Genomic DNA, 18,439 nt, shown 5'->3' on the forward strand with positions numbered 1-18,439 from the left:
ACCCCACGATAATGGAGCCAGCTCATGGCCGATCTTCGCAACAATTTTGTTGGTATCACTTCGCCCAATCCTTTCTGGCTTGCATCCGCACCGCCCACCGATAAAGCCTACAACGTCAACCGCGCGTTCGAAGCGGGCTGGGGCGGTGTAGTCTGGAAAACACTGGGGCTCGATCCGCATGTGGTGAACGTGAGTTCGCGTTACGGTGCCGTGCAATGGAACGGCCAGCGGATTGCGGGGCTAAACAACATCGAGTTGATCACGGACCGTCCGCTTGATATCAATCTGAAAGAAATCAGGGAGGTCAAACGCGACTGGCCGGACCGCGCGTTGATCGTTTCACTGATGGTGCCATGCAACGAGCGCGACTGGAAGTGGATCTTGCCGCTGGTCGAAGACACCGGCGCCGATGGCGTCGAGTTGAATTTCGGCTGCCCGCATGGCATGAGCGAGCGCGGCATGGGCGCCGCGGTCGGGCAAGTGCCCGAGTACGTGGAGATGGTCACGCGCTGGGTGAAGGAAGGCACGCGGATGCCGTGCATCGTGAAACTGACGCCGAATATCAGCGATATCCGCACGAGCGCAAGGGCGGCGTACAAGGGCGGTGCGGATGCCGTGTCGCTGATCAACACGATCAATTCGATTGTCGCGGTCGACCTCGACGTCATGGCGCCCATGCCGACTGTCGACGGCAAGGGCACACATGGTGGATACTGCGGCCCGGCTGTCAAACCGATCGCGCTGAACATGGTCGCGGAGATTGCGCGCGATACTGAAACGCCGGGTTTGCCCATCTCCGGGATCGGCGGTATTTCGACGTGGCGTGACGCCGCCGAATTCATGGTCCTGGGCGCGGGCAATGTCCAGGTCTGCACGGCCGCAATGCACTATGGGTTCAGGATCGTGTCCGATCTCGCCGACGGCCTGTCCAACTGGATGGACGAAAAAGGCTACGCCACGCTCGACGATATTCGTGGCCGCGCCGTCCAGAATGTCACGGACTGGAAGTACCTGAACCTGAAGTACGACATCAAGGCGCGCATCGACCAGGACAAGTGCATTCAGTGCGGACTGTGTCACATTGCTTGCGAAGACACCGCGCATCAGGCGATCATGCGCGAGAAAGACGGCAAGCGCCATTTCGAGGTGATGGATTCCGAATGCGTCGGGTGTAATTTATGCCTGCACGTGTGTCCGGTCGAGCAATGCATCACCATGGAACGCGTGGACGCCGGCGAGTACGCGAACTGGACGACGCATCCGAACAACCCGGCTCGTGTGGTCGCCGACGTTGAAGAAAGCGTCAAGGCCGCATAGAGTTCAGATGCTTTACGAAACACCAGCGCTTGTCACCAGACGTCCCCAGACGGCCGACGCCCGAACTGTTTTATAAGCCGATCCCGGGCGCGGACCGCAACGATCTTGAGGAGATCAACTCGATGAAGCAGACAGCGCATTCCGTCGACCCGCAGTTCGCGGCCGGCGCCAGCAGCAGTTTATATAACGACGACCTGGCGCCGACCACCCCTGCGCAGCGCACCTGGAAGTGGTATCACTTCGCGGCGCTCTGGGTGGGCATGGTCATGAACATCGCGTCGTACATGCTTGCCGCCGGCCTGACCGAGGAGGGCATGTCGCCGTGGCAGGCCGTGATAACCGTGTTGCTCGGCAACATGATCGTGCTCGTACCCATGCTGCTCGTCGGTCACGCGGGCGCAAAACATGGCATTCCGTATGCGGTGCTCGTGCGTTCATCGTTTGGAACGAAGGGCGCGAAACTTCCGGCGTTGCTGCGGGCAATCGTGGCTTGCGGTTGGTACGGCATCCAGACGTGGCTGGGCGGCAGTGCGATCTACACGTTGCTCAACATCCTGGCCGGCAATACGACGCATGGCGCGCCGATTCCCTTCCTGGACATTTCGCTCGGCCAGCTCGCATGTTTTCTGTTTTTCTGGCTGATCCAGTTGTACTTCATCTTGCGCGGCACAGATTCCATCCGCTTTCTTGAAAGCTGGTCCGCACCGATCAAGATCGTCATGTGCCTCGCGCTCGTGTGGTGGGCGACATCGAAGGCGGGCGGTGTCGGTGCAATGCTCGCACAGCCGTCGCAATTCGTGGCAGGCGGCAAGAAGGAAGGTTTGTTCTGGGCGACGTTCTGGCCAGGGCTTACCGCCATGGTCGGCTTCTGGGCCACGCTTGCGCTGAACATTCCCGACTTCACACGATTCGCTCGCTCGCAGAAGGACCAGATCATCGGGCAATCGATTGGTTTGCCTGCACCCATGGCGCTGCTTTCGGTGATCTCGGTGGTGGTGACGTCGGCAACGGTGGTGATCTACGGCAAGGCGATCTGGGACCCGATCGATCTCACCAGCCGCATGACCGGCATTGGCGTGGGTGTGGCGCTCATCATCCTCACGCTCGATACCATGAGCTGCAATCTCGCGGCCAATCTTGTGGGCCCTGCGTACGATTTTTCGAGCTTGTGGCCGAAGCGTATTTCGTATCGCGTGGGTGGGATGATCACGGCGTTGATCGCGATCGTGATGATGCCCTGGAAGATTCTCGCGACCACGCAGGGCTATATTTTTACTTGGCTCGTCGGGTACTCCGCGTTGCTCGGACCCGTGGCCGGCATTTTGATGGTCGACTACTTTTTGATTCGCGGCACGCGGCTCGATACGCGTGAACTCTTCAACGAGAACGGCGAGTACAGTTATACCGGTGGCTGGAACATGGCAGCGGTGGTGGCATTGCTCGTGGGCGTGTTGCCGAACTTGCCGGGTTTCCTGCACACGGCGTTTCCCGCTTCGTTCCCTAACGTTCCCGCATTTTTCAACACGCTCTACACGTACGCATGGTTCGTGGGCCTCGCGCTTGCGTCGATCGTATATGGCGCGTGGATGAAAATGGGCAAGAGCCCGACGGCGCGCGTCGTTCGCGCCTGAATTTCGCAGGTCTTCACAGGACTTACAGGAGATACGCAACATGACGATCCTGATTCGCGGCGGCACGATCATCGATGCAGAGCGCATGTATCGTGCAGATGTGCTGTGCGCAGACCCGAAGGAAGGCGGCACGATCCTGCAGATCGGCCTCGACCTCGATGTGCCGGCGGGTACCGAAACCATCGATGCATCCGGGCAATATGTGATGCCCGGCGGTATCGATCCGCATACGCACATGGAGCTGCCGTTCATGGGAACGACAGCGAGCGACGACTTTTATACCGGCACGGCAGCGGGGTTGGCCGGCGGTACGACGAGCATCATCGATTTCGTTATTCCAAGTCCGAAGCAACCGTTGATGGAAGCCTTCAACGAATGGCGCGGCTGGGCGGAAAAGGCGTCGGCGGATTATGGTTTTCACGTGGCCGTGACGTGGTGGGACGAGTCGGTGTACAGGGACATGGGAACGCTTGTGCGTGAACACGGCGTGTCCAGTTTCAAGCACTTCATGGCCTACAAGAACGCCATCATGGCCGACGACGAAGTGCTCGTGAACAGCTTCGCGCGATCACTGGAGCTAGGTGCGTTGCCGACGGTTCATGCGGAGAACGGTGAACTCGTCTTTCAACTGCAGAAGCAGTTGCTCGCGAAAGGCTTTACCGGGCCGGAAGCGCATCCGTTGTCACGGCCGCCCGAAGTCGAAGGCGAGGCGGCCAATCGTGCAATACGCATTGCGCAAGTACTGGGCGTGCCGATCTACATCGTGCATGTTTCATCGAAAGATGCCGTCGACGTCATCACGCGTGCGCGCAGCGAAGGCCAGCGGGTGTTCGCGGAAGTGCTGCCGGGGCATCTTGTTATCGATGAATCGGTGTATAGCGATCCCGACTGGAACCGTGCCGCAGCGCACGTGATGAGCCCGCCGTTTCGCACGAGTGAACATCGCGAGGCACTATGGCGCGGTTTGCAATCGGGGCAACTTCACACCACGGCGACAGACCATTGTGTTTTTTGCGCGTCGCAGAAAGAGATGGGACGCGAGGATTTCACGCGCATCCCTAACGGTTGCGGCGGCGTGGAAGACCGCATGGCGATCCTCTGGCATTACGGCGTGAACCAGGGACGTCTCACGCCTAATGAGTTTGTGCGCGTGACGTCAACCAATGCGGCGCACATTTTCAATCTGTTCCCGCGCAAGGGTGCCGTGCAGGTGGGTGCGGATGCCGATCTGGTCGTGTGGGACCCGGCTGCGAGCAAGACGATCTCGGTGAAGACGCATCATCAGAAGGTGGACTTCAACGTGTTCGAAGGCTTGACCGTGCAGGGTCAGGCGACGCATACGCTCACGCGCGGCGCGCATGCATGGGCGGATGGCGACTTGCGCGCCGTCAAGGGTGCGGGGCAATATCTGAAGCGTCCGCCGAATGGTGCGTACTTCGACGCAACCCGCATCGCCAATCACCTGAAGGAGCCGCATCCGATTCATCGCGTGGGTGACAAGGTTGTGAAAGCGGCTTGAGGATCACGAAATGTTTTCGAATGCCGGCGCTTCATGCGCCGGCATTTTTTTCTTCGTCTTTTCAAACGGCGACCTCATCGCGCGCTTTAGCTTCCCGATAAACGCAGACTTTATTCACGACATACTCGGCGTCGCGCGCCACGCCCGAGAATCGTCCCGAGCCCCACGTGTGCAACCACGGCAAGCCGACGAAATAGATTCCATCGACAGGCGTCACCCCGCGCGTGTGCGCCGGATAACCGCGGCCGTTGAAGACAGGGGCATCGAGCCAACTGAAGTCGGGCGTAAAGCCGATACACCACACAATCGACCCTATGCCGCTTGTCTGCAGATCCAGCGTGGTGCGTTCCTCTGCAGGCGACCATACCGGCTCGTAGCGCGATCCCGGCGGCGCTTCAATGCCGTTCTTCTCGATGAACGCATCAATCCCCGCGTTGATGCCGTTGAACGTCTTGTCGGCGCTGTCCAGGTTATCGATAAGGTTCGGCGCGAAGTGCAGCACGCCATCCTGCAGGTCCTGCAGGCGTCCGTACAATTCCATGCCTTCGGCGGCGAACTTGCGCAAGTCGATATCGCGTCCGCCATCGCGGCCGGTCACGTAGTGGTTGGTGTTGTCGCGTACGCCTTCACGCAACGGATGTTGTTCGACGGGCATGTCGTAGTACTTCATGTCGGCGAGCCAGTCGACCACGTCGCGGCCTCTGTAGAAACGTGCGCAACGTGGCGCTTCGCCTACCGCGAGAATGACCTTGCGTCCAGCGAGATGCAGGTCCTCGGCGATCTGCGCGCCCGACTGCCCCGAGCCGACCACGAGCACGGCGCCTTCGGGCAACGCCTGAGGATTGCGGTATTCCGACGACTGTATCTGCGCGATGGAACGCGGCAGGCGCTCGGCCATGCGCGGCACGATGGGCGTGTGATATCCGCCGGACGCGATCACGATCTGATCCGCCGTGAACGCGCCCTGGCTGGTCGATACGCTGAATCCGCCTTCGCCATTTCGTGCGACACGCCTGACTTCGGCATGCTCGATCACGGGTGCATCGACCGCCTTGATGAAGCCGTCGAGATACGCAATGATCTCGTCTTTCACCATGAAGCCGTGCGGGTCGTCACCCGCGTATGGATAACCCGGCAGCGCGCATTGCCAGTTCGGCGTCACGAGGCAGAACGCATCCCAACGTTGCGATCGCCACGTATGCGTGACGGTGTTTTTCTCCAGCACGAGATGATCGATACCTGCCTGTCTAAGGTAGTAGCTCGCGGACAAACCCGCCTGTCCACCGCCGACCACGATCACGCTGTAGTGCGTCGTGTCCGCTGATATATGCGACATGATGCGTCCTCGCTGAAAAATGGCGGCGCTCAGACGAGCGCGATGACCTTGACCCGTGCGTCGGGTTCGTCCATGAAACGTTCGGCGTCGACCTCGATCTTCGCGAGCTGGTCCATCGCCGCCGAGCACGCGAAGCCGTACTTCTCGCGCACGCGTTCGGATGCAATGTTCAATGCCTCGCGGGCGCGCGAAACGAAGTCATCGACAGGATAGTCCTGGCCCGGCGTAAAGAAATCACTGACGACCTGCGATGGCGAATAGCAGTTGTCTTCGCTGTCATCAGGCCACTGGATTCGAAAATGCATGACCGGCATGGCGGCTTCCTGGAGAGATTTGAGGGCACGGCTTGCGAGCAAGCCGCTGTAAATGTCGAGATGTTTCTTCGCCGATGCCTGCCAGCTCATTCGCGCGAGCAACGCGGGGACGGCGTTGTCAAAATCGGTTTTGTGACGCCCGCTGATGACTTGTTCAAGCGCGTTCGCGATCGATTCGTGATCGGTTGGCGTGGCCCAGCAGCAGGTAGTGTCGTCGAGATATTCGGTGAAGGGCGCAATGTTCGATGCCACCACCGGCGTACCGCTTGCAAGCGCTTCGAGCACGACCAGGCCGAAACCTTCGCTCAGGGATACCATCGCGAGGACATCGGCGCGGCGAAATAATGCGGGCATTGCGGCGTCGTCCAGGGGGCCGGTGACGGTCACCGCATGCGTGAGGTTCAGCTCGGCTACGCGTTGCATGAAAGCGAGCGCGTATGCGTTGTGATCGAGCAGGCTCGCGCCTCCTGCAACCACGAGCCGCGCTTCGGGGCGGCGTTGGATCAATACCGCGAATGCTTCGAGCAAAGCGGCCGTGTTCTTGCGCGCTTCGATGCCGCCAACAGCCAGCACAACCGGCGATCCATCGATGCCTGACGCTTCGTCTTGATGCGTGCGTTGTGGAGAATAACGTGTCAGGTCGACACCGTTCGAAACTGTGGTTGCATCGACTCTGTACTTCTCCTGCATCAAGTGCGTCCACATTGCGCTCACGCACAACACACGATCCGCGTCGCGCCACGCACGCGTTTGCCAGGCAGCAAGGCGCGGGTTGTCGAAATGATCCAGGTGGTGAACGGTGCGGACGAAGCCCTTTATTGTGCCGTCTTCCTTGAGTTCCGCGAGCGCGTTTCCGCTGATGCTGTCCTGCGCGTGCAGCACGTCGAAACCTCCGGCGTCGCAGGCTCTCAAGCTCGCTTTCAAAGCGCGAAGACGTGCTTCCACCATTGCAACCGTGTTCTGCTGTGAGCCTTCAGTAGTCGCAAGAATCACCCGGCATGGCGGCTCACGGAATAACGATTCGCCAGGTGCAGCGGGTGCGAAGATCGTGACATCGTGACCTTCATCCACCAGCGCGGCAGCGAGTTCGAGCGTATGCACCACGCCACCGCGCGGATTGACCGAATGCGTAGTGAGGGCGACGCGCATTACGTCACGCTCCCTGACGTTATGAACGCGTCGTGCTCGAAGTTCCACAGTTCGGCGTGATCGTCGCCATCGTGAAGCGTGACCTTGCGTGATTCGTTGACCGTGCCGATCGATGCGCAAGCGAGACCACGTTCAACGAACATCTGTTCGACCCGTGCGACGTCTTCTTCACGCACGGACATCACGAAGCCGAAGCTGGGGAATGCGGTGAGCCATCGCACACGGTCGACCTGCGCCGGCGCCGGCAAGCGGGACAGATCGATGCTCGCGCCCACGCCGGAGCATTCCAGCAGCATCAGCGCAGTGCCCAGCGCGCCGGCCATGCTGATGTCCTTGGCGGCATTGCAGAGACCGGTTTCGGCAAGCATCGGCAGGACTTCGAGATCAGCGCGCAGACGTCCAGCAGGTGCGCCGACCGATGCATTCCAGAACGGATACGGATCTTCGAAGCGCCCGCGCAAATCGACGGCCATCATCAACCGGTCGCCGGGCCTGGCGCTGAAACTGGACAGCAACTTCTTCGCGCGTCCAATAATCGATACCGCCAACTGCGCCTGATCGTTGCGCGCATTGCTGTGGCCGCCGACGATCGGCACGCCGTACGCCGCCGATGCCGCCGCCATCCCGGCCAGCACCTCTTCAGCGCGCTGCAGGCCGTCGCTCCAGAGCGCATCCACTACGGCGATGGGCCGGCCGCCCATCGCGTAGATATCGCTGACATTGACCATTACGCTGCTATAGCCGGCGAACCACGGCATGTCGCGCACGAAGTCGCTGACCATGCCTTCGATGGCGAACAGCAAGTAGCCGTCGCCGTCGGGAATGGCGGCGCAATCATCGCCATTGGCAACGTTTTCGAGCGAGGCAGGAGCGTGACGTGCGAGCGAAGACATCACGCCCGCAATGTCCGTTTTATGGCGAAAGCCGCGCGTCTCCCTCAACGCGGCGACAAGATCGGCCACGTTCATGCCGCACTCCGCGCCGACGCATAGTGCGTCACGAAGCCGCCATGAGGCGTCGCGCACGCCGGATAAAAATCGAGGTCGGCCCGCATCAGATGATGCGGCCGTCCATGCATGAGTTCCTCCGACAATGTGGTCCAGTGCAGCGCATGAAACAAGGGCGCATTCTGGCTTTGCACGTGCGCGAGAAATTCCTTGCAGCCCAGTGCGTGCGCACTGCTGACAGCGAGCCTGATCAGCGTTGCGCCAATCTTCCCGTGGCGCCGGAACGCCGCATGCACGGCAAGCCGCGAACCGGTCCACACACCGGGTTCGTCCTCGTGAATGCGCACGGTGCCGACCACTTGCTCATGCATTCCACCAATGCAACTCACCGCCACGAGGAGTTGCGCGCGGTCATCGGTCTCGTCGCGGTCATCGCCGATAAAAATCCCCTGCTCGATGCAGAAGACCGCGCGCCGCAGCTTGTACGCCTCGTCGGCTTCCCATTGCAGCGTGGTCCACTTGATCGTAAAGCTGGCGGGCGTGTAGAGGCGGGCGAGATCCTCGGTATCGGCGAGCATGGTTCAGACCTCGTAGGAAGACAACGACGAACACGCGCCGCATTTTCCGCAACCGGCCTTGATATCGCCGGACCGCATGCCGCCGGCCGATACCATCGCGCCGAGCGGCTGCAGCACCGACTTCATGAACTCGGGGGAAGGCGCCGGATGATCCTCGAGCGGTGTTCCGCTGATCGGCACGAACGGAACCACGAACGGGTACACGCCGATGTCCACCAGTTCGCGCGAGATCGAGAGAATTGCTTCGGCCGTGTCCCCCAGTCCCGCGAGGATGTAGGTGCTGACCTGCCCGCGACCGAACACGGCGACGGCCGCCTTGAACGATTCCATGTAGCGCGAGATGGGGACGCTCGCCTTGCCCGGCATGATCTGCTCGCGCAGGGCGGGCGTGACCACTTCCAGATGCATCCCCAATGTATCGATACCGCTTGCCCGCATGCGCTCGAACCATTTGTCGTCGTCGGGCGGTTCGCATTGCGCCTGGATCGGAAGGTCGACGGCGGCCTTGATTGCAAACGCGCTTTCGCACAGGATCTGCGCGCCACGGTCTTTCGTCGGCGGCGTACCGGTGGTCAGGACCATATGCTTGACACCATCGAGCAGAACAGCGGCACGTGCGACTTCCGCGAGTTGCTCGGGCGTCTTGCGCGCGATCGTCCGGCCTGCCGCAAGAGATTGACCGATTGCGCAGAACTTGCAGGTCTTCTTGCGGCTTTCGTATCGAATGCAGGTTTGCAGCACCGTTGTTGCGAGCACGTCGGACCCGTGCAAGGTCGCGATGTGCGAGTACGGCACGCCGTCGAAGGTCTGCATCGCGTAAAAGCGTGGCGCCTTCGGGAAGCTGATATTCGCGATGGGAATGGAGCCGCGCAGCAATGCGCTGCTGCCGCTCGCATCGGGCGCGGAGGCAACGAACGGCGAGTGCCATGCCGTGTTGGTATGCACCGGAACCATGATGGTCACGCCGTCGATGGTCACCGCCTTGTGATCCGACGGACCCGCACCGCCGCGACGGCTCGCCACGCTGACGCCTGCGCCGGGATCGGCGAGACGCAAGCCCGTCGATTGCAGTTCAGTCATCAATTGCCGGCTCGCGGCCGACATCGTCCCGCTCGCGTTCGCGTTCAACATGCTTTTCCCCGGTTGAAGGTGAGAAAGGATTCATGGGCGCCGACGTGACGGCGGGGCGGTCGTTGATTGCAAGGCTCAGCAATTCGGGCCGCGCATAATGGCCGACCGAATCCATCATGCGCTTGCGTTTGGTGATCAGCGACATGTCCAGATCCGCGATCACCATGCCTTCGCCTTCGCGCAACGGCGGCGCCAGGTGCTGGCCTTCGGGCGAAATGATCGCGGTATTGCAGCCGCCACGAAGCGCCTTCTGCAGGCCGGGTTCCTTCGTGATGGATTCGATCTGCGCCTCGGTCAGCCACCCCGTCGAATTGACCACGAAGCAGCCGGATTCCAGCGCGTGATGCCGGATCGTCACTTCGATCTGCTCACCGAAAATGGGACCGACGAGCGAACCGGGGAACTGGCTGCAATGGATCTCTTCGTGCTGCGTCATCAGCGCGTAGCGCGCGAGCGGGTTGTAATGCTCCCAGCACGCAAGCGCCCCCACTTTGCCGATGCTCGTCTGCGCCACTTTCAAGCCCGCTGCGTCGCCCATGCCCCAGATCATTCGCTCATGAAACGTGGGCGTGATCTTGCGGCGCTTGAGAAGCAGCTCACCGGTGGTATCGAAGATGAGTTGCGCGTTGTAAAGGCTGCCGTGATCGCGCTCGTTCACGCCCAGCACCACGACCATGCCGTGCCGCCGCGCCCGTTCCGATACCGCATGGGTCACCGGGCCAGGCACGACGACGGCTTCGTCGTAAAGACGCATGTGTTCCGCGCCCGATGCAACCGGTGCCCGCACGAACGAAAAGTACGGGTAGTAGGGCAGGAAGGTCTCGGGAAAGACGATCAGCTGCACGCCCTGGCGCGCGGCGTCGTCAATGGTCGCGAGGACCTTTTCGAGCGTGCCGCCGGGGCGTTCGAGGTCCGGCGAAATCTGGACCGCGGCAGCACGGACGATTCTCTTGTCGGGCATGGTCATTTCGTGGTCGAGAGTGTCGGCAAGGTCAGACGGTCCATGTGTTGATGATCAGCGCGCCGTCCTTCCGGTGCAGCAACTGGATGTCGAGCACGTCGAGCGGGCTGATCGGCTTGATGCCTTCGATCAACGATGCTTCGCCCTGCCCATAAAGCGCCTGCAATGCGAAGCGGCACGCGTAGACCTTGCCGCCTTCTTCCATGAACTTCTGGATCTGCTTGTTGAAGTTCAGGTGGCCGGGAAAGGCTTCGTCGCCGAGCGTTGGGAAACCGCGCTGCAAACCGAGCGTCACGCCGGGACCATAAAGCAGCACCGACGTTTCGAAGCCCTTGCGCAGGAGCCGCGTGGCTTGCAGCAGGTTCACGAAGCCGATGGAACCTTCGAACGCGACCGTATGAAACGTCACCAGCGCCTTTTCGCCCGGGGCGGCCTTGACGTCCTCAAAGACCTTTTCTTCATAGTCGACAAGATAATCGCCTTTCTTGTGCATCGGGATATTGACGGCAGGCATTCTAATCTCCATTAAATACACGATTTAAAACATCGATAACAGTGAGAATCCGGTTTTTTATTCGGTTCCCGCCACGCTGCTTGCAAATCAGATAATGCAACCGCCGTGCCATTGAAACGCAATGTTAATGCGATCAATACCCGATCATTCAACCGATCAGCACTTGGGCGAGTAGGAAATATTTTGAATCGGCTCGCCGAAAGCCTTGCGGGGCCTCACTTCGGCGCCACGTCAAATTCGCCCACGCACCAACAGGGCGATGTTTTGTTGGTGCAATCGCTCGCTACTGGTGCAATAAACACTCATTACGTGCATTGACCGTCTGCAAAACGATTCTCCATACGATCATTCAATGCGATCAATTTTTTATGTTTGCGTTTTTCGTGCTATCGTTTTTTAACCGCCTTTAATCAGAGAACGTTTCATGGCCAGTCTTACTCATCACTGGATCAGAAAACTCACGGAAAGCCGCAAGCCGGCTTATTTGCTGATTCCAGAACTAATCGAAGAAGACCTGGCGAGCGGACGACTGCGCCCGCGCGACCGGCTGCCCGGTTTGCGCGATCTCGCCGACGAACTGCAGCTCAACTACACGACCGTCGCGCGTGCCTATGCAGAAGCGCGCAAACGCGGTCTGCTGGATTCGCGCGCAGGCAGCGGAACGTTCGTGCGCGGGAGAACGGCAACGTTGCCGCTCTCGGGCGGCAGCAGTGTCGAGATGACCATGAACATGCCGCCGGAACCCGTCGAGCTTGCCGCACGGTTGCGCGAGTCGGCGGCGCGGCTCTTCGCGTCAACCGATCCTTATCGTCTATTGCGGTACCAGGATTTTGGCGGCACGCCCGACGACCGCGCTGCGGGAACACGGTGGCTCAAGCGGCGTTTCGATGACTGCGATGAAGACAAGGTGCTCGTATGTCCGGGCATCCACAGCGCGCTCGTGGCCATGGTGTCGCAGCTCGCGCGGCCGGGCGGCACCATCTGTCTCGATACGCTGGCGTATCCCGGCATCAAGGCGATTGCAGCGCAGCTTGGCGTGCGTCTGCAGGCACTCGCACGCGACGACGACGGTCCCCTCGCGCATGCCTTCGAAGCGCTCTGCAAGAGCGACAAGCCCAGCGCGTTCTATTGCAACCCGACCATCCAGAACCCGAGCACGGTCACGCTTTCATCGAAGCGCCGGGAGGCGCTGGCCGACGTCGCGTTGAGATACAGCGTGCCGATCATCGAAGACGATGCCTACGGCATGCTGCCCGCGAACGCGCCCGACGCAATGGTGTCGTTCGCACCGGACCTGACCTACTACGTGACGGGGTTTTCGAAGAGCTTCGGCGCGGGGCTTCGCGTGGCTTACATTCGCGCGCCTTCTTCACGGCGCGCGCAGCATCTCGCGGGGGCATTGCGCGCCACGACGGTAATGGCGAGCCCGTTCACCATGTTGCTCGCTACGCAATGGGTCGTGGACGGCACCGCCGACCTGATGCTCGACGCCATCCGGACCGAGTCCGCTGCGCGGCAGGCAATCGCGGCGCGCGTGTTATCGAAGTGGAAGTTCGACGCCGATCCCGCCGGCTTCCATTTCTGGATGCCGATCGATCCTGCATGCGGATGGCAAGCGTCGGAGCTTGCGTTGCAGTTGCGTTCGCAAGGGATCGGAGCGGTATCGGCAACGGCGTTTGCTACCGATGGCAATCCGCCCGAAGCCATTCGCGTCTGCCTCGGCGGTCCAAAAAATCTGGATGAATGCGAAGACGCGCTGAGATTGATCGCGGATACGGTCGAGCATCCGCACCATTTGCATCTGCCCGTCATGTGATTTGGGACGAGCCTTGCCAGGCAGAGGTCATGCAGACGTAAAGCGCCCTTGCTACGATGCAGCTTTTCGTCTCGACTATTCGCCCCATGCGGAACCTTTGGTTTCTTCGCTTTTTCGCGGCCGCGCTCGCGGCTGTCATCCTGACGTCAGCATGCGCCGGCAATCCCAATGCGTTATGGCAGATCGTTCATAACTCATGTGAACCGGCCGCGCAGGGGGCGGACGTGCCGCAAAAGTGTATCGATATCGATGCAACTCAGGGCTATGCCGTGCTGAAGGACCTGAACGGGGCCACGCAGTACTTGTTGATCCCGACAAAACGCATTGGCGGGATTGAAAGTCCCGAGTTGCTGGCGGCGGATACGCCGAACTATTGGCGCGCTGCATGGGACGCCCGGCGCTTCGTGAACGCAAAACTCGGCAAGGAATTGCCGCGCGATGAACTTTCGCTCGCGATCAATTCGACCAGCGGGCGTTCGCAGAACCAGTTGCATATTCATATCGATTGCCTGGCGCCCGATGTCGTGAACGCATTGCGCGAACAAGGACCGAAGATCGGTGCGCAATGGACCGCGTTCCCTACCTCGCTGCGCGGCCATGCGTACAGGATCAGGCGTATCGATGACCCGGCGCTCGCCTCGGTCGATCCTTTCAAGTTGCTCGCAGCCGATGTGGCAAACGAAGGGGGACGCATGGCGGACCAGACGCTTCTGCTGACCGGCACGACCACGCCCGACGGCAAGCCCGCGTTTTTCCTGCTCAATGATCACGTACGTCTGGCGCAGGGCGACTTTGGATCGTCGGAAGAACTGCAGGACCACCGTTGTGCGATTGCACGCGAACGCTAGGGTGTGTTGACAATCAGCAGATATAGTCACACTTCGCAGGAATTGCTGGGTATCCCCGCTGCCAACCGTAAATATCGCCCTCAGCCATCTCCCAAGCTTTTGCGGAAGAGTCCTCCACTTCTCTGCCCGCTCTCGTTACTTCGCAGTGCGATCAACACCCAATAAGATAAATCCGATTTAACTAAAACCGTTGTTTTCGGCTCCGGCTGATAGCAAGTTTTAACTCGGATGGTTCACCTGGCGTTATGTTGTCGGTCGTTAAAAATAAGCGATACAAAGCGACCGGATGAATAAAAACAACTACCGGCTGGTCTTCAGCGGACTGAGAAACATGCTGGTGGCCGTCGAGGAAACGGCCACGGCCACGGGCAAGGCAGCGGGACAGAGTTCGGTACGCAGCGGGGAATCATATAGTGCGAATTTCACGCTGCGACAGATCGCGTTTGCTGCTCTTGTGTTACTTGGCGTGCTCCCCTCGTGGTCGAGCGCGCAAATCGTTCCGGGTGGTGCTAACGCACCCGGCGTCATCGCCACGCAAAACGGACTGCCACAGGTCAACATCAACCGGCCATCAGGCGCCGGTGTTTCGATGAATACCTACGGCCAGTTCGATGTTCAGAAGAACGGCGCCATCCTGAACAACTCGCCGACCATCGTGCAGACGCAGCAGGCGGGCATGATCAACGGCAATCCGAACTTCGGTCCTGGGCAGGCCGCACGCGTCGTTGTCAATCAGGTGAACGGCAGCGCGGCGAGCCAGATCAACGGGCGTCTTGAGGTCGCTGGGCAACGTGCCGAAGTGGTGATCGCGAACGGCTCGGGCATCAGCGTGAACGGTGGCGGCTTCATTAATACGTCGCGCGCAATCCTCACGACCGGCACACCGAACTTCGCACCCGACGGTTCTCTCTCGGGCTTTAACGTCACGCACGGCAACATCAGTGTGCAAGGTGCGGGACTGAACGCGGCGGATATCGATCAGGTGGATCTGATTGCACGTGCTGTGCAGGCGAACGCGGCAATCTATGCGAAGAATTTGAACGTCGTGACAGGCGCGAACAGCGTCAACCATGGCACGCTCAATGCAACGCCGATCGCCGGTGAAGGGCCTACCCCCGGCGTGTCTATTGACGTGAGTAATCTGGGTGGAATGTACAGCAATCGTATTGTTTTAGTTGGGACTGAAAATGGTGTGGGGGTAGACAAACGTCCGGCAGCAGCTTGTTCCAATATAGCGCAGATGACGCGCAGAATGACCAAAGGTCGTCACTTGTAGCAATGGCAGCACAACGGCCGGGGTCAGTCGACTATGTGACTTTTCAATACGGTGCTGGAGTCGGTGGTGGGTTGACAATTAATACGCACAACGGAAATCTGTATTACGGCGCATCTGTTGCTGCGTCGCGCTCGGTAGGAGGAGCCGTCACGGCAGGAGTTATAACCAATAACGTCGGTCAGAATTCACCCGATAAAGGTAGGCTTACCGATGAATTTCTTGCTGGTCAGTCTGCTGGTGGAAGTGGGTGTGCTTTCGGTGCATGTTTAGGTTTCAATCACAGCATCGGAGGATCAACCGCATTTGAATTTGGGGTGGGTTTCGGTGGATTCACAAAGGCTCCCAGTCTTGATGGCAACGCTGCTTTCGGCTATTCCGGTCAGATTCCAAATCTACTCAAAAAACAATAAAGGCTTGCCCAATGAAAAAGGATTCCGCAAGGAATTTGATACTGCTGATGTTGTGGCTCACACTGATGATTTGGCTCGTAGCACGGACTCCTCCTCGTACAGAGACAGAAGGAAGATTGAAGACGATGGTCGCAGATTTAGATTTCATGTTCAGAAACGGGTCGGTCCTGTCTAAGCACGAGAATGCAAAAACTGGTGCCGCTCTTGCACTCTACAACCTTGATGCTTTGACTTGGGGAGGCCAAAAGGCGGTGATGCTCAAAGGGTCTCTTGCAACTAAAGGCTGGACTGCTGTAGACGAAAATTCCCACATATTCGTGATGTGCAAAAACGGGATGAAAGCGTCAATTTCCAGGGACGCTGACAAAATTTCTGTGAATGGATTGGAGAAGGCTGCTTACTCTGTAAGCATGGAATTTAACGCGGGAACCAAAGATTTTTGCGGCTAATCCATGGGCCGGTTTAATCAAGTTCGCACCCTCACGAAAAGCAGGCGATTGCGGATATGGCCAACGGAGACAAGGCCGAGCAGGGCAAACTGACGAAAGCGGCGTGCTTCGAGGTGAAGTATTGGGCGAAATAGACGACGCAACGGGAATCGACAGCGCGAGCGTTGCGGCAGGCCCAACGGGGCCGTTCACGAAGTTTGATCAATCGGACGCGGATTATGTGCGAGATACGACAGCGGGCGCGGCTTCGATGATTTCTAGGAATGCGGGGCGCATTGGTTCAGTAGCTGCAACGGCAGCAGTGTTACAAACACCCTATACGCCAATCTTCGAAGGAATAGCCTTCGGGGCAACTGTTACAGGATGGGCTGCGGATTTCACGGCGCAAATGGCTCGGCCCAACCCTGGCGCTTATGTGGCCGGAGGTATCGTAGACCTGACACTCGGAGGCGTGGCGAATAAGTACCCGTTAGCGGGAACTTTCTTTACTGAATCAGGAAGCTGGATCGAGAACACTACGACGTTCAATGATGCCAGTAAAAGCTTAACGACGCGGCGCAAGATAAAAAATGAAAATTATAAGCAATGGCAACTTTACGGCTTGGTTCCGCATCCTGTTGTGGTCCGTTGGCATAGTAATAGCCGTGAGCTCTTATCTCTTTTTAACTGGTTTAGTCATGTTCATCGGTGTCGTGATTGGGATGCTTGTCCTAGCAACGGGTACGTATGCAGAGCGGGCCAACTTGCTTCACTTGAAGCCCTTCGACAAAAGCTACAAGAATGCGCGCGAAAGCTACAAAATCGCAGACGATAAACAGGATGATTCGAAATGAATAGAACGGCAATAAACGAGGTTACTGTCAAGGACAATTTCGCCGTCGCACAGGTAGCGCTCTACCTGTTCGCAATCCTGCAAGCGGTAGTTGCGCTAATGACAGCGACTGGCGCAGTGCCTCTTGGCTTCGCCCCGCAAGCGTCGACAATGCTGCGCTTATCGACGACCACCAATGCGGTGGTTAACATCCTTTGTTTTGCGGGTGGGTATGTAGTGCTAGCCCGGTGCCTGAATACGCCCACGCGACTGGTCTGGCGCGTTGCACTATGTGCATTCCTGATCAACGCAGGCGCTGCTGCACTGTCGATAGCTGCGCAACCAAACCTTTATCCGGTCCTGACGTGCAGCCTTGCCATAGCAGGCGGGATTTCGGTTTGGAATGGCCGTGGAGCTGTTCGAGAATATGCGAAACAAGACCCGCAAAACTGACCGCTACAATCGAATGCTCCACCCCGACGAGTATGCAATGGCGAAGAAGGATGCATCGATCGTTGCCAAGGCGCTCGGGATCAGTGTGCAAGAAGCGGAAGGCCGAATTGTGGCAGAGATATTGAGTAACTCGGATCAGCAAACGGCGTCGCAGTCCGGGGGACGGCATTATTACGAAGTGCGCAGCATCATCGGATGCCAGAACCTGAACTGCGACGGCTACAAGACCGACCCGAACTACGCGAACCACGACTACAACAGTCAGTACATCACGGGCAATCAGTCGGCGTATAACGCGGGGCAGAAACAGATTGGCACTGGTCAGACATATAACGAGCTAGTGACGAACAACGTGAAGAATAATCCGGTCAGCACAGCGATTGCGGGCGCGGGAATGATCGCTTTGGGTGGGGTTGTTGCTGGTGGGTTGCCTTCGGCTTTGGGGGCGCTGACAGGTGGTGGCATAGGAGCAGCCGTAAGTAGTGGTGCTCAATACGTCTTCAACGAAGGACAGGTTAATCCGGTTGACTCAGTTATGGCCGCCATTACGGGTGCGCTCACTTTTGGGACCGGCTTGTTACCTGGACTGCCAATAAACAAGGGGGGCGCATTAACGGGATCGACAATGAAAGGCGACAACCCGAGCATGAACATGGCTGGAGCAGCCATCGGAACGGTTACTGGCTATGCCATCGGCGGTAAAGTCGAAAGCGCCCTCGGCAATAGGATCAACCCTTGGTATCGTCCAGAATGGATCGACGTAGGTAACGGAGTTTCGAAGTATGTTCCGCCGAGCGCACTTCCTTCAATCGGTGGAACAACAGCTGGCGCAATGGCATCGGAAGCAACTAACGCGGGCGTCAATAACATTCCTAACCTGCCGGTGAAAAGATGAGTACACGTTTCCAGCGAGACATCAAAGCGCTGATGAGCTATCTGCTGATATTCCTTCTTGCGTACGCGATCCTTGCCATAGCTA

16 protein-coding genes and 2 pseudogenes are annotated in these 18,439 nt (G+C 58.9%); 10 read left to right on the forward strand and 8 right to left on the reverse strand.

Annotation, left to right across the window (positions count from 1 at the left end; translation table 11 throughout):
* Nucleotides 1–24: 24 nt before the first annotated feature.
* The 3 genes from preA (at nt 25) to hydA (ending at nt 4,467) form a co-directional block, all read left to right on the forward strand.
* The gene (preA, locus tag AXG89_RS22070; protein ID WP_062172410.1) at nt 25–1,317 is read left to right on the forward strand and encodes an NAD-dependent dihydropyrimidine dehydrogenase subunit PreA; all 1,293 of its coding nucleotides are present in this window, start codon (nt 25–27) and stop codon (nt 1,315–1,317) included.
* A gap of 122 nt (nt 1,318–1,439) precedes the next feature.
* Nucleotides 1,440–2,948, forward strand: coding sequence for an NCS1 family nucleobase:cation symporter-1 (locus AXG89_RS22075; RefSeq protein ID WP_062003644.1), 1,509 nt, complete (start codon nt 1,440–1,442; stop codon nt 2,946–2,948).
* 40 nt (nt 2,949–2,988) lie between these two features.
* Nucleotides 2,989–4,467 (forward strand): dihydropyrimidinase, encoded by a 1,479-nt coding sequence (hydA, locus tag AXG89_RS22080; protein WP_062172411.1) that lies wholly within the window; start codon nt 2,989–2,991, stop codon nt 4,465–4,467.
* Between the two features lie 61 nt (nt 4,468–4,528).
* Here hydA and AXG89_RS22085 read toward each other — a convergent pair whose 3' ends face one another.
* The 8 genes and pseudogenes from AXG89_RS22085 to AXG89_RS22115 all read right to left on the reverse strand — a co-directional run bounded on the left by AXG89_RS22085 (nt 4,529) and on the right by AXG89_RS22115 (nt 11,397).
* The gene (locus AXG89_RS22085) at nt 4,529–5,803 is read right to left on the reverse strand and encodes an MSMEG_0569 family flavin-dependent oxidoreductase (RefSeq protein ID WP_062172412.1); all 1,275 of its coding nucleotides are present in this window, start codon (nt 5,801–5,803) and stop codon (nt 4,529–4,531) included.
* Between the two features lie 29 nt (nt 5,804–5,832).
* Nucleotides 5,833–6,117 (reverse strand): MSMEG_0570 family nitrogen starvation response protein, encoded by a 285-nt coding sequence (locus AXG89_RS42785; RefSeq protein ID WP_172812042.1) that lies wholly within the window; start codon nt 6,115–6,117, stop codon nt 5,833–5,835.
* 24 nt (nt 6,118–6,141) lie between these two features.
* Nucleotides 6,142–7,266: pseudogene (locus tag AXG89_RS22090) on the reverse strand (MSMEG_0565 family glycosyltransferase); the annotation flags it as partial.
* Nucleotides 7,266–8,234, reverse strand: a complete 969-nt coding sequence (locus AXG89_RS22095) for a sll0787 family AIR synthase-like protein (protein WP_062172413.1) — start codon at nt 8,232–8,234, stop codon at nt 7,266–7,268. The gene AXG89_RS22095 and the pseudogene AXG89_RS22090, both read right to left, overlap by 1 nt.
* Nucleotides 8,231–8,791, reverse strand: a complete 561-nt coding sequence (locus tag AXG89_RS22100) for an MSMEG_0567/Sll0786 family nitrogen starvation N-acetyltransferase (protein WP_062172414.1) — start codon at nt 8,789–8,791, stop codon at nt 8,231–8,233. Before AXG89_RS22100 ends, AXG89_RS22095 begins: the two co-directional genes overlap by 4 nt.
* Before the next feature lie 3 nt (nt 8,792–8,794).
* Complete coding sequence (locus AXG89_RS22105) at nt 8,795–9,871, reverse strand: MSMEG_0568 family radical SAM protein (RefSeq protein ID WP_062172647.1); 1,077 nt, start codon at nt 9,869–9,871, stop codon at nt 8,795–8,797.
* Entirely contained in the window at nt 9,864–10,883 is a 1,020-nt protein-coding gene (locus AXG89_RS22110) for a Nit6803 family nitrilase (protein ID WP_062172415.1), read from the reverse strand. Before AXG89_RS22110 ends, AXG89_RS22105 begins: the two co-directional genes overlap by 8 nt.
* Before the next feature lie 31 nt (nt 10,884–10,914).
* Nucleotides 10,915–11,397, reverse strand: coding sequence for an MSMEG_0572/Sll0783 family nitrogen starvation response protein (locus AXG89_RS22115; protein ID WP_056365868.1), 483 nt, complete (start codon nt 11,395–11,397; stop codon nt 10,915–10,917).
* Between the two features lie 424 nt (nt 11,398–11,821).
* Between AXG89_RS22115 and AXG89_RS22120 the strand changes: the two genes are divergently transcribed.
* The 7 genes and pseudogenes from AXG89_RS22120 to AXG89_RS42790 all read left to right on the forward strand — a co-directional run bounded on the left by AXG89_RS22120 (nt 11,822) and on the right by AXG89_RS42790 (nt 18,355).
* A complete protein-coding gene (locus AXG89_RS22120) occupies nt 11,822–13,213 on the forward strand; it encodes an aminotransferase-like domain-containing protein (RefSeq protein ID WP_062172416.1) in 1,392 nt (463 codons plus the stop codon).
* Nucleotides 13,214–13,299: 86 nt separating this feature from the next.
* Nucleotides 13,300–14,061 carry a CDP-diacylglycerol diphosphatase gene (locus tag AXG89_RS22125; RefSeq protein WP_062172648.1) on the forward strand — a complete coding sequence of 254 codons (762 nt, stop codon included), beginning with the start codon at nt 13,300–13,302 and terminating at the stop codon, nt 14,059–14,061.
* Between the two features lie 286 nt (nt 14,062–14,347).
* Nucleotides 14,348–15,262: pseudogene (locus AXG89_RS22130) on the forward strand (two-partner secretion domain-containing protein); the annotation flags it as partial.
* 146 nt (nt 15,263–15,408) lie between these two features.
* Nucleotides 15,409–15,747 (forward strand): hypothetical protein, encoded by a 339-nt coding sequence (locus AXG89_RS42265; protein ID WP_143325619.1) that lies wholly within the window; start codon nt 15,409–15,411, stop codon nt 15,745–15,747.
* A gap of 11 nt (nt 15,748–15,758) precedes the next feature.
* On the forward strand, nt 15,759–16,196 hold the full coding sequence (locus AXG89_RS22135) for a hypothetical protein (protein WP_062172418.1): 438 nt from the start codon (nt 15,759–15,761) through the stop codon (nt 16,194–16,196).
* Nucleotides 16,197–16,299: 103 nt separating this feature from the next.
* Nucleotides 16,300–17,010 (forward strand): lipase family protein, encoded by a 711-nt coding sequence (locus tag AXG89_RS22140; RefSeq protein ID WP_119024676.1) that lies wholly within the window; start codon nt 16,300–16,302, stop codon nt 17,008–17,010.
* 406 nt (nt 17,011–17,416) lie between these two features.
* The gene (locus tag AXG89_RS42790; protein WP_178391896.1) at nt 17,417–18,355 is read left to right on the forward strand and encodes a hypothetical protein; all 939 of its coding nucleotides are present in this window, start codon (nt 17,417–17,419) and stop codon (nt 18,353–18,355) included.
* The last annotated feature ends 84 nt before the right edge of the window (nt 18,356–18,439 follow it).

It is taken from the genome of Burkholderia sp. PAMC 26561, from assembly GCF_001557535.2.
Taxonomy (GTDB): domain Bacteria; phylum Pseudomonadota; class Gammaproteobacteria; order Burkholderiales; family Burkholderiaceae; genus Caballeronia.

Coding starts and splice junctions, on each gene's coding strand:
- preA (WP_062172410.1), top strand. CDS start 25: ATGGCCGATCTTCGCAACAATTTTGTTGGTATCACTTCGCCCAATCCT.
- AXG89_RS22075 (WP_062003644.1), top strand. CDS start 1,440: ATGAAGCAGACAGCGCATTCCGTCGACCCGCAGTTCGCGGCCGGCGCC.
- hydA (WP_062172411.1), top strand. CDS start 2,989: ATGACGATCCTGATTCGCGGCGGCACGATCATCGATGCAGAGCGCATG.
- AXG89_RS22085 (WP_062172412.1), bottom strand. CDS start 5,803: ATGTCGCATATATCAGCGGACACGACGCACTACAGCGTGATCGTGGTC.
- AXG89_RS42785 (WP_172812042.1), bottom strand. CDS start 6,117: ATGCCGGTCATGCATTTTCGAATCCAGTGGCCTGATGACAGCGAAGAC.
- AXG89_RS22095 (WP_062172413.1), bottom strand. CDS start 8,234: ATGAACGTGGCCGATCTTGTCGCCGCGTTGAGGGAGACGCGCGGCTTT.
- AXG89_RS22100 (WP_062172414.1), bottom strand. CDS start 8,791: ATGCTCGCCGATACCGAGGATCTCGCCCGCCTCTACACGCCCGCCAGC.
- AXG89_RS22105 (WP_062172647.1), bottom strand. CDS start 9,871: ATGACTGAACTGCAATCGACGGGCTTGCGTCTCGCCGATCCCGGCGCA.
- AXG89_RS22110 (WP_062172415.1), bottom strand. CDS start 10,883: ATGCCCGACAAGAGAATCGTCCGTGCTGCCGCGGTCCAGATTTCGCCG.
- AXG89_RS22115 (WP_056365868.1), bottom strand. CDS start 11,397: ATGCCTGCCGTCAATATCCCGATGCACAAGAAAGGCGATTATCTTGTC.
- AXG89_RS22120 (WP_062172416.1), top strand. CDS start 11,822: ATGGCCAGTCTTACTCATCACTGGATCAGAAAACTCACGGAAAGCCGC.
- AXG89_RS22125 (WP_062172648.1), top strand. CDS start 13,300: ATGCGGAACCTTTGGTTTCTTCGCTTTTTCGCGGCCGCGCTCGCGGCT.
- AXG89_RS22135 (WP_062172418.1), top strand. CDS start 15,759: ATGAAAAAGGATTCCGCAAGGAATTTGATACTGCTGATGTTGTGGCTC.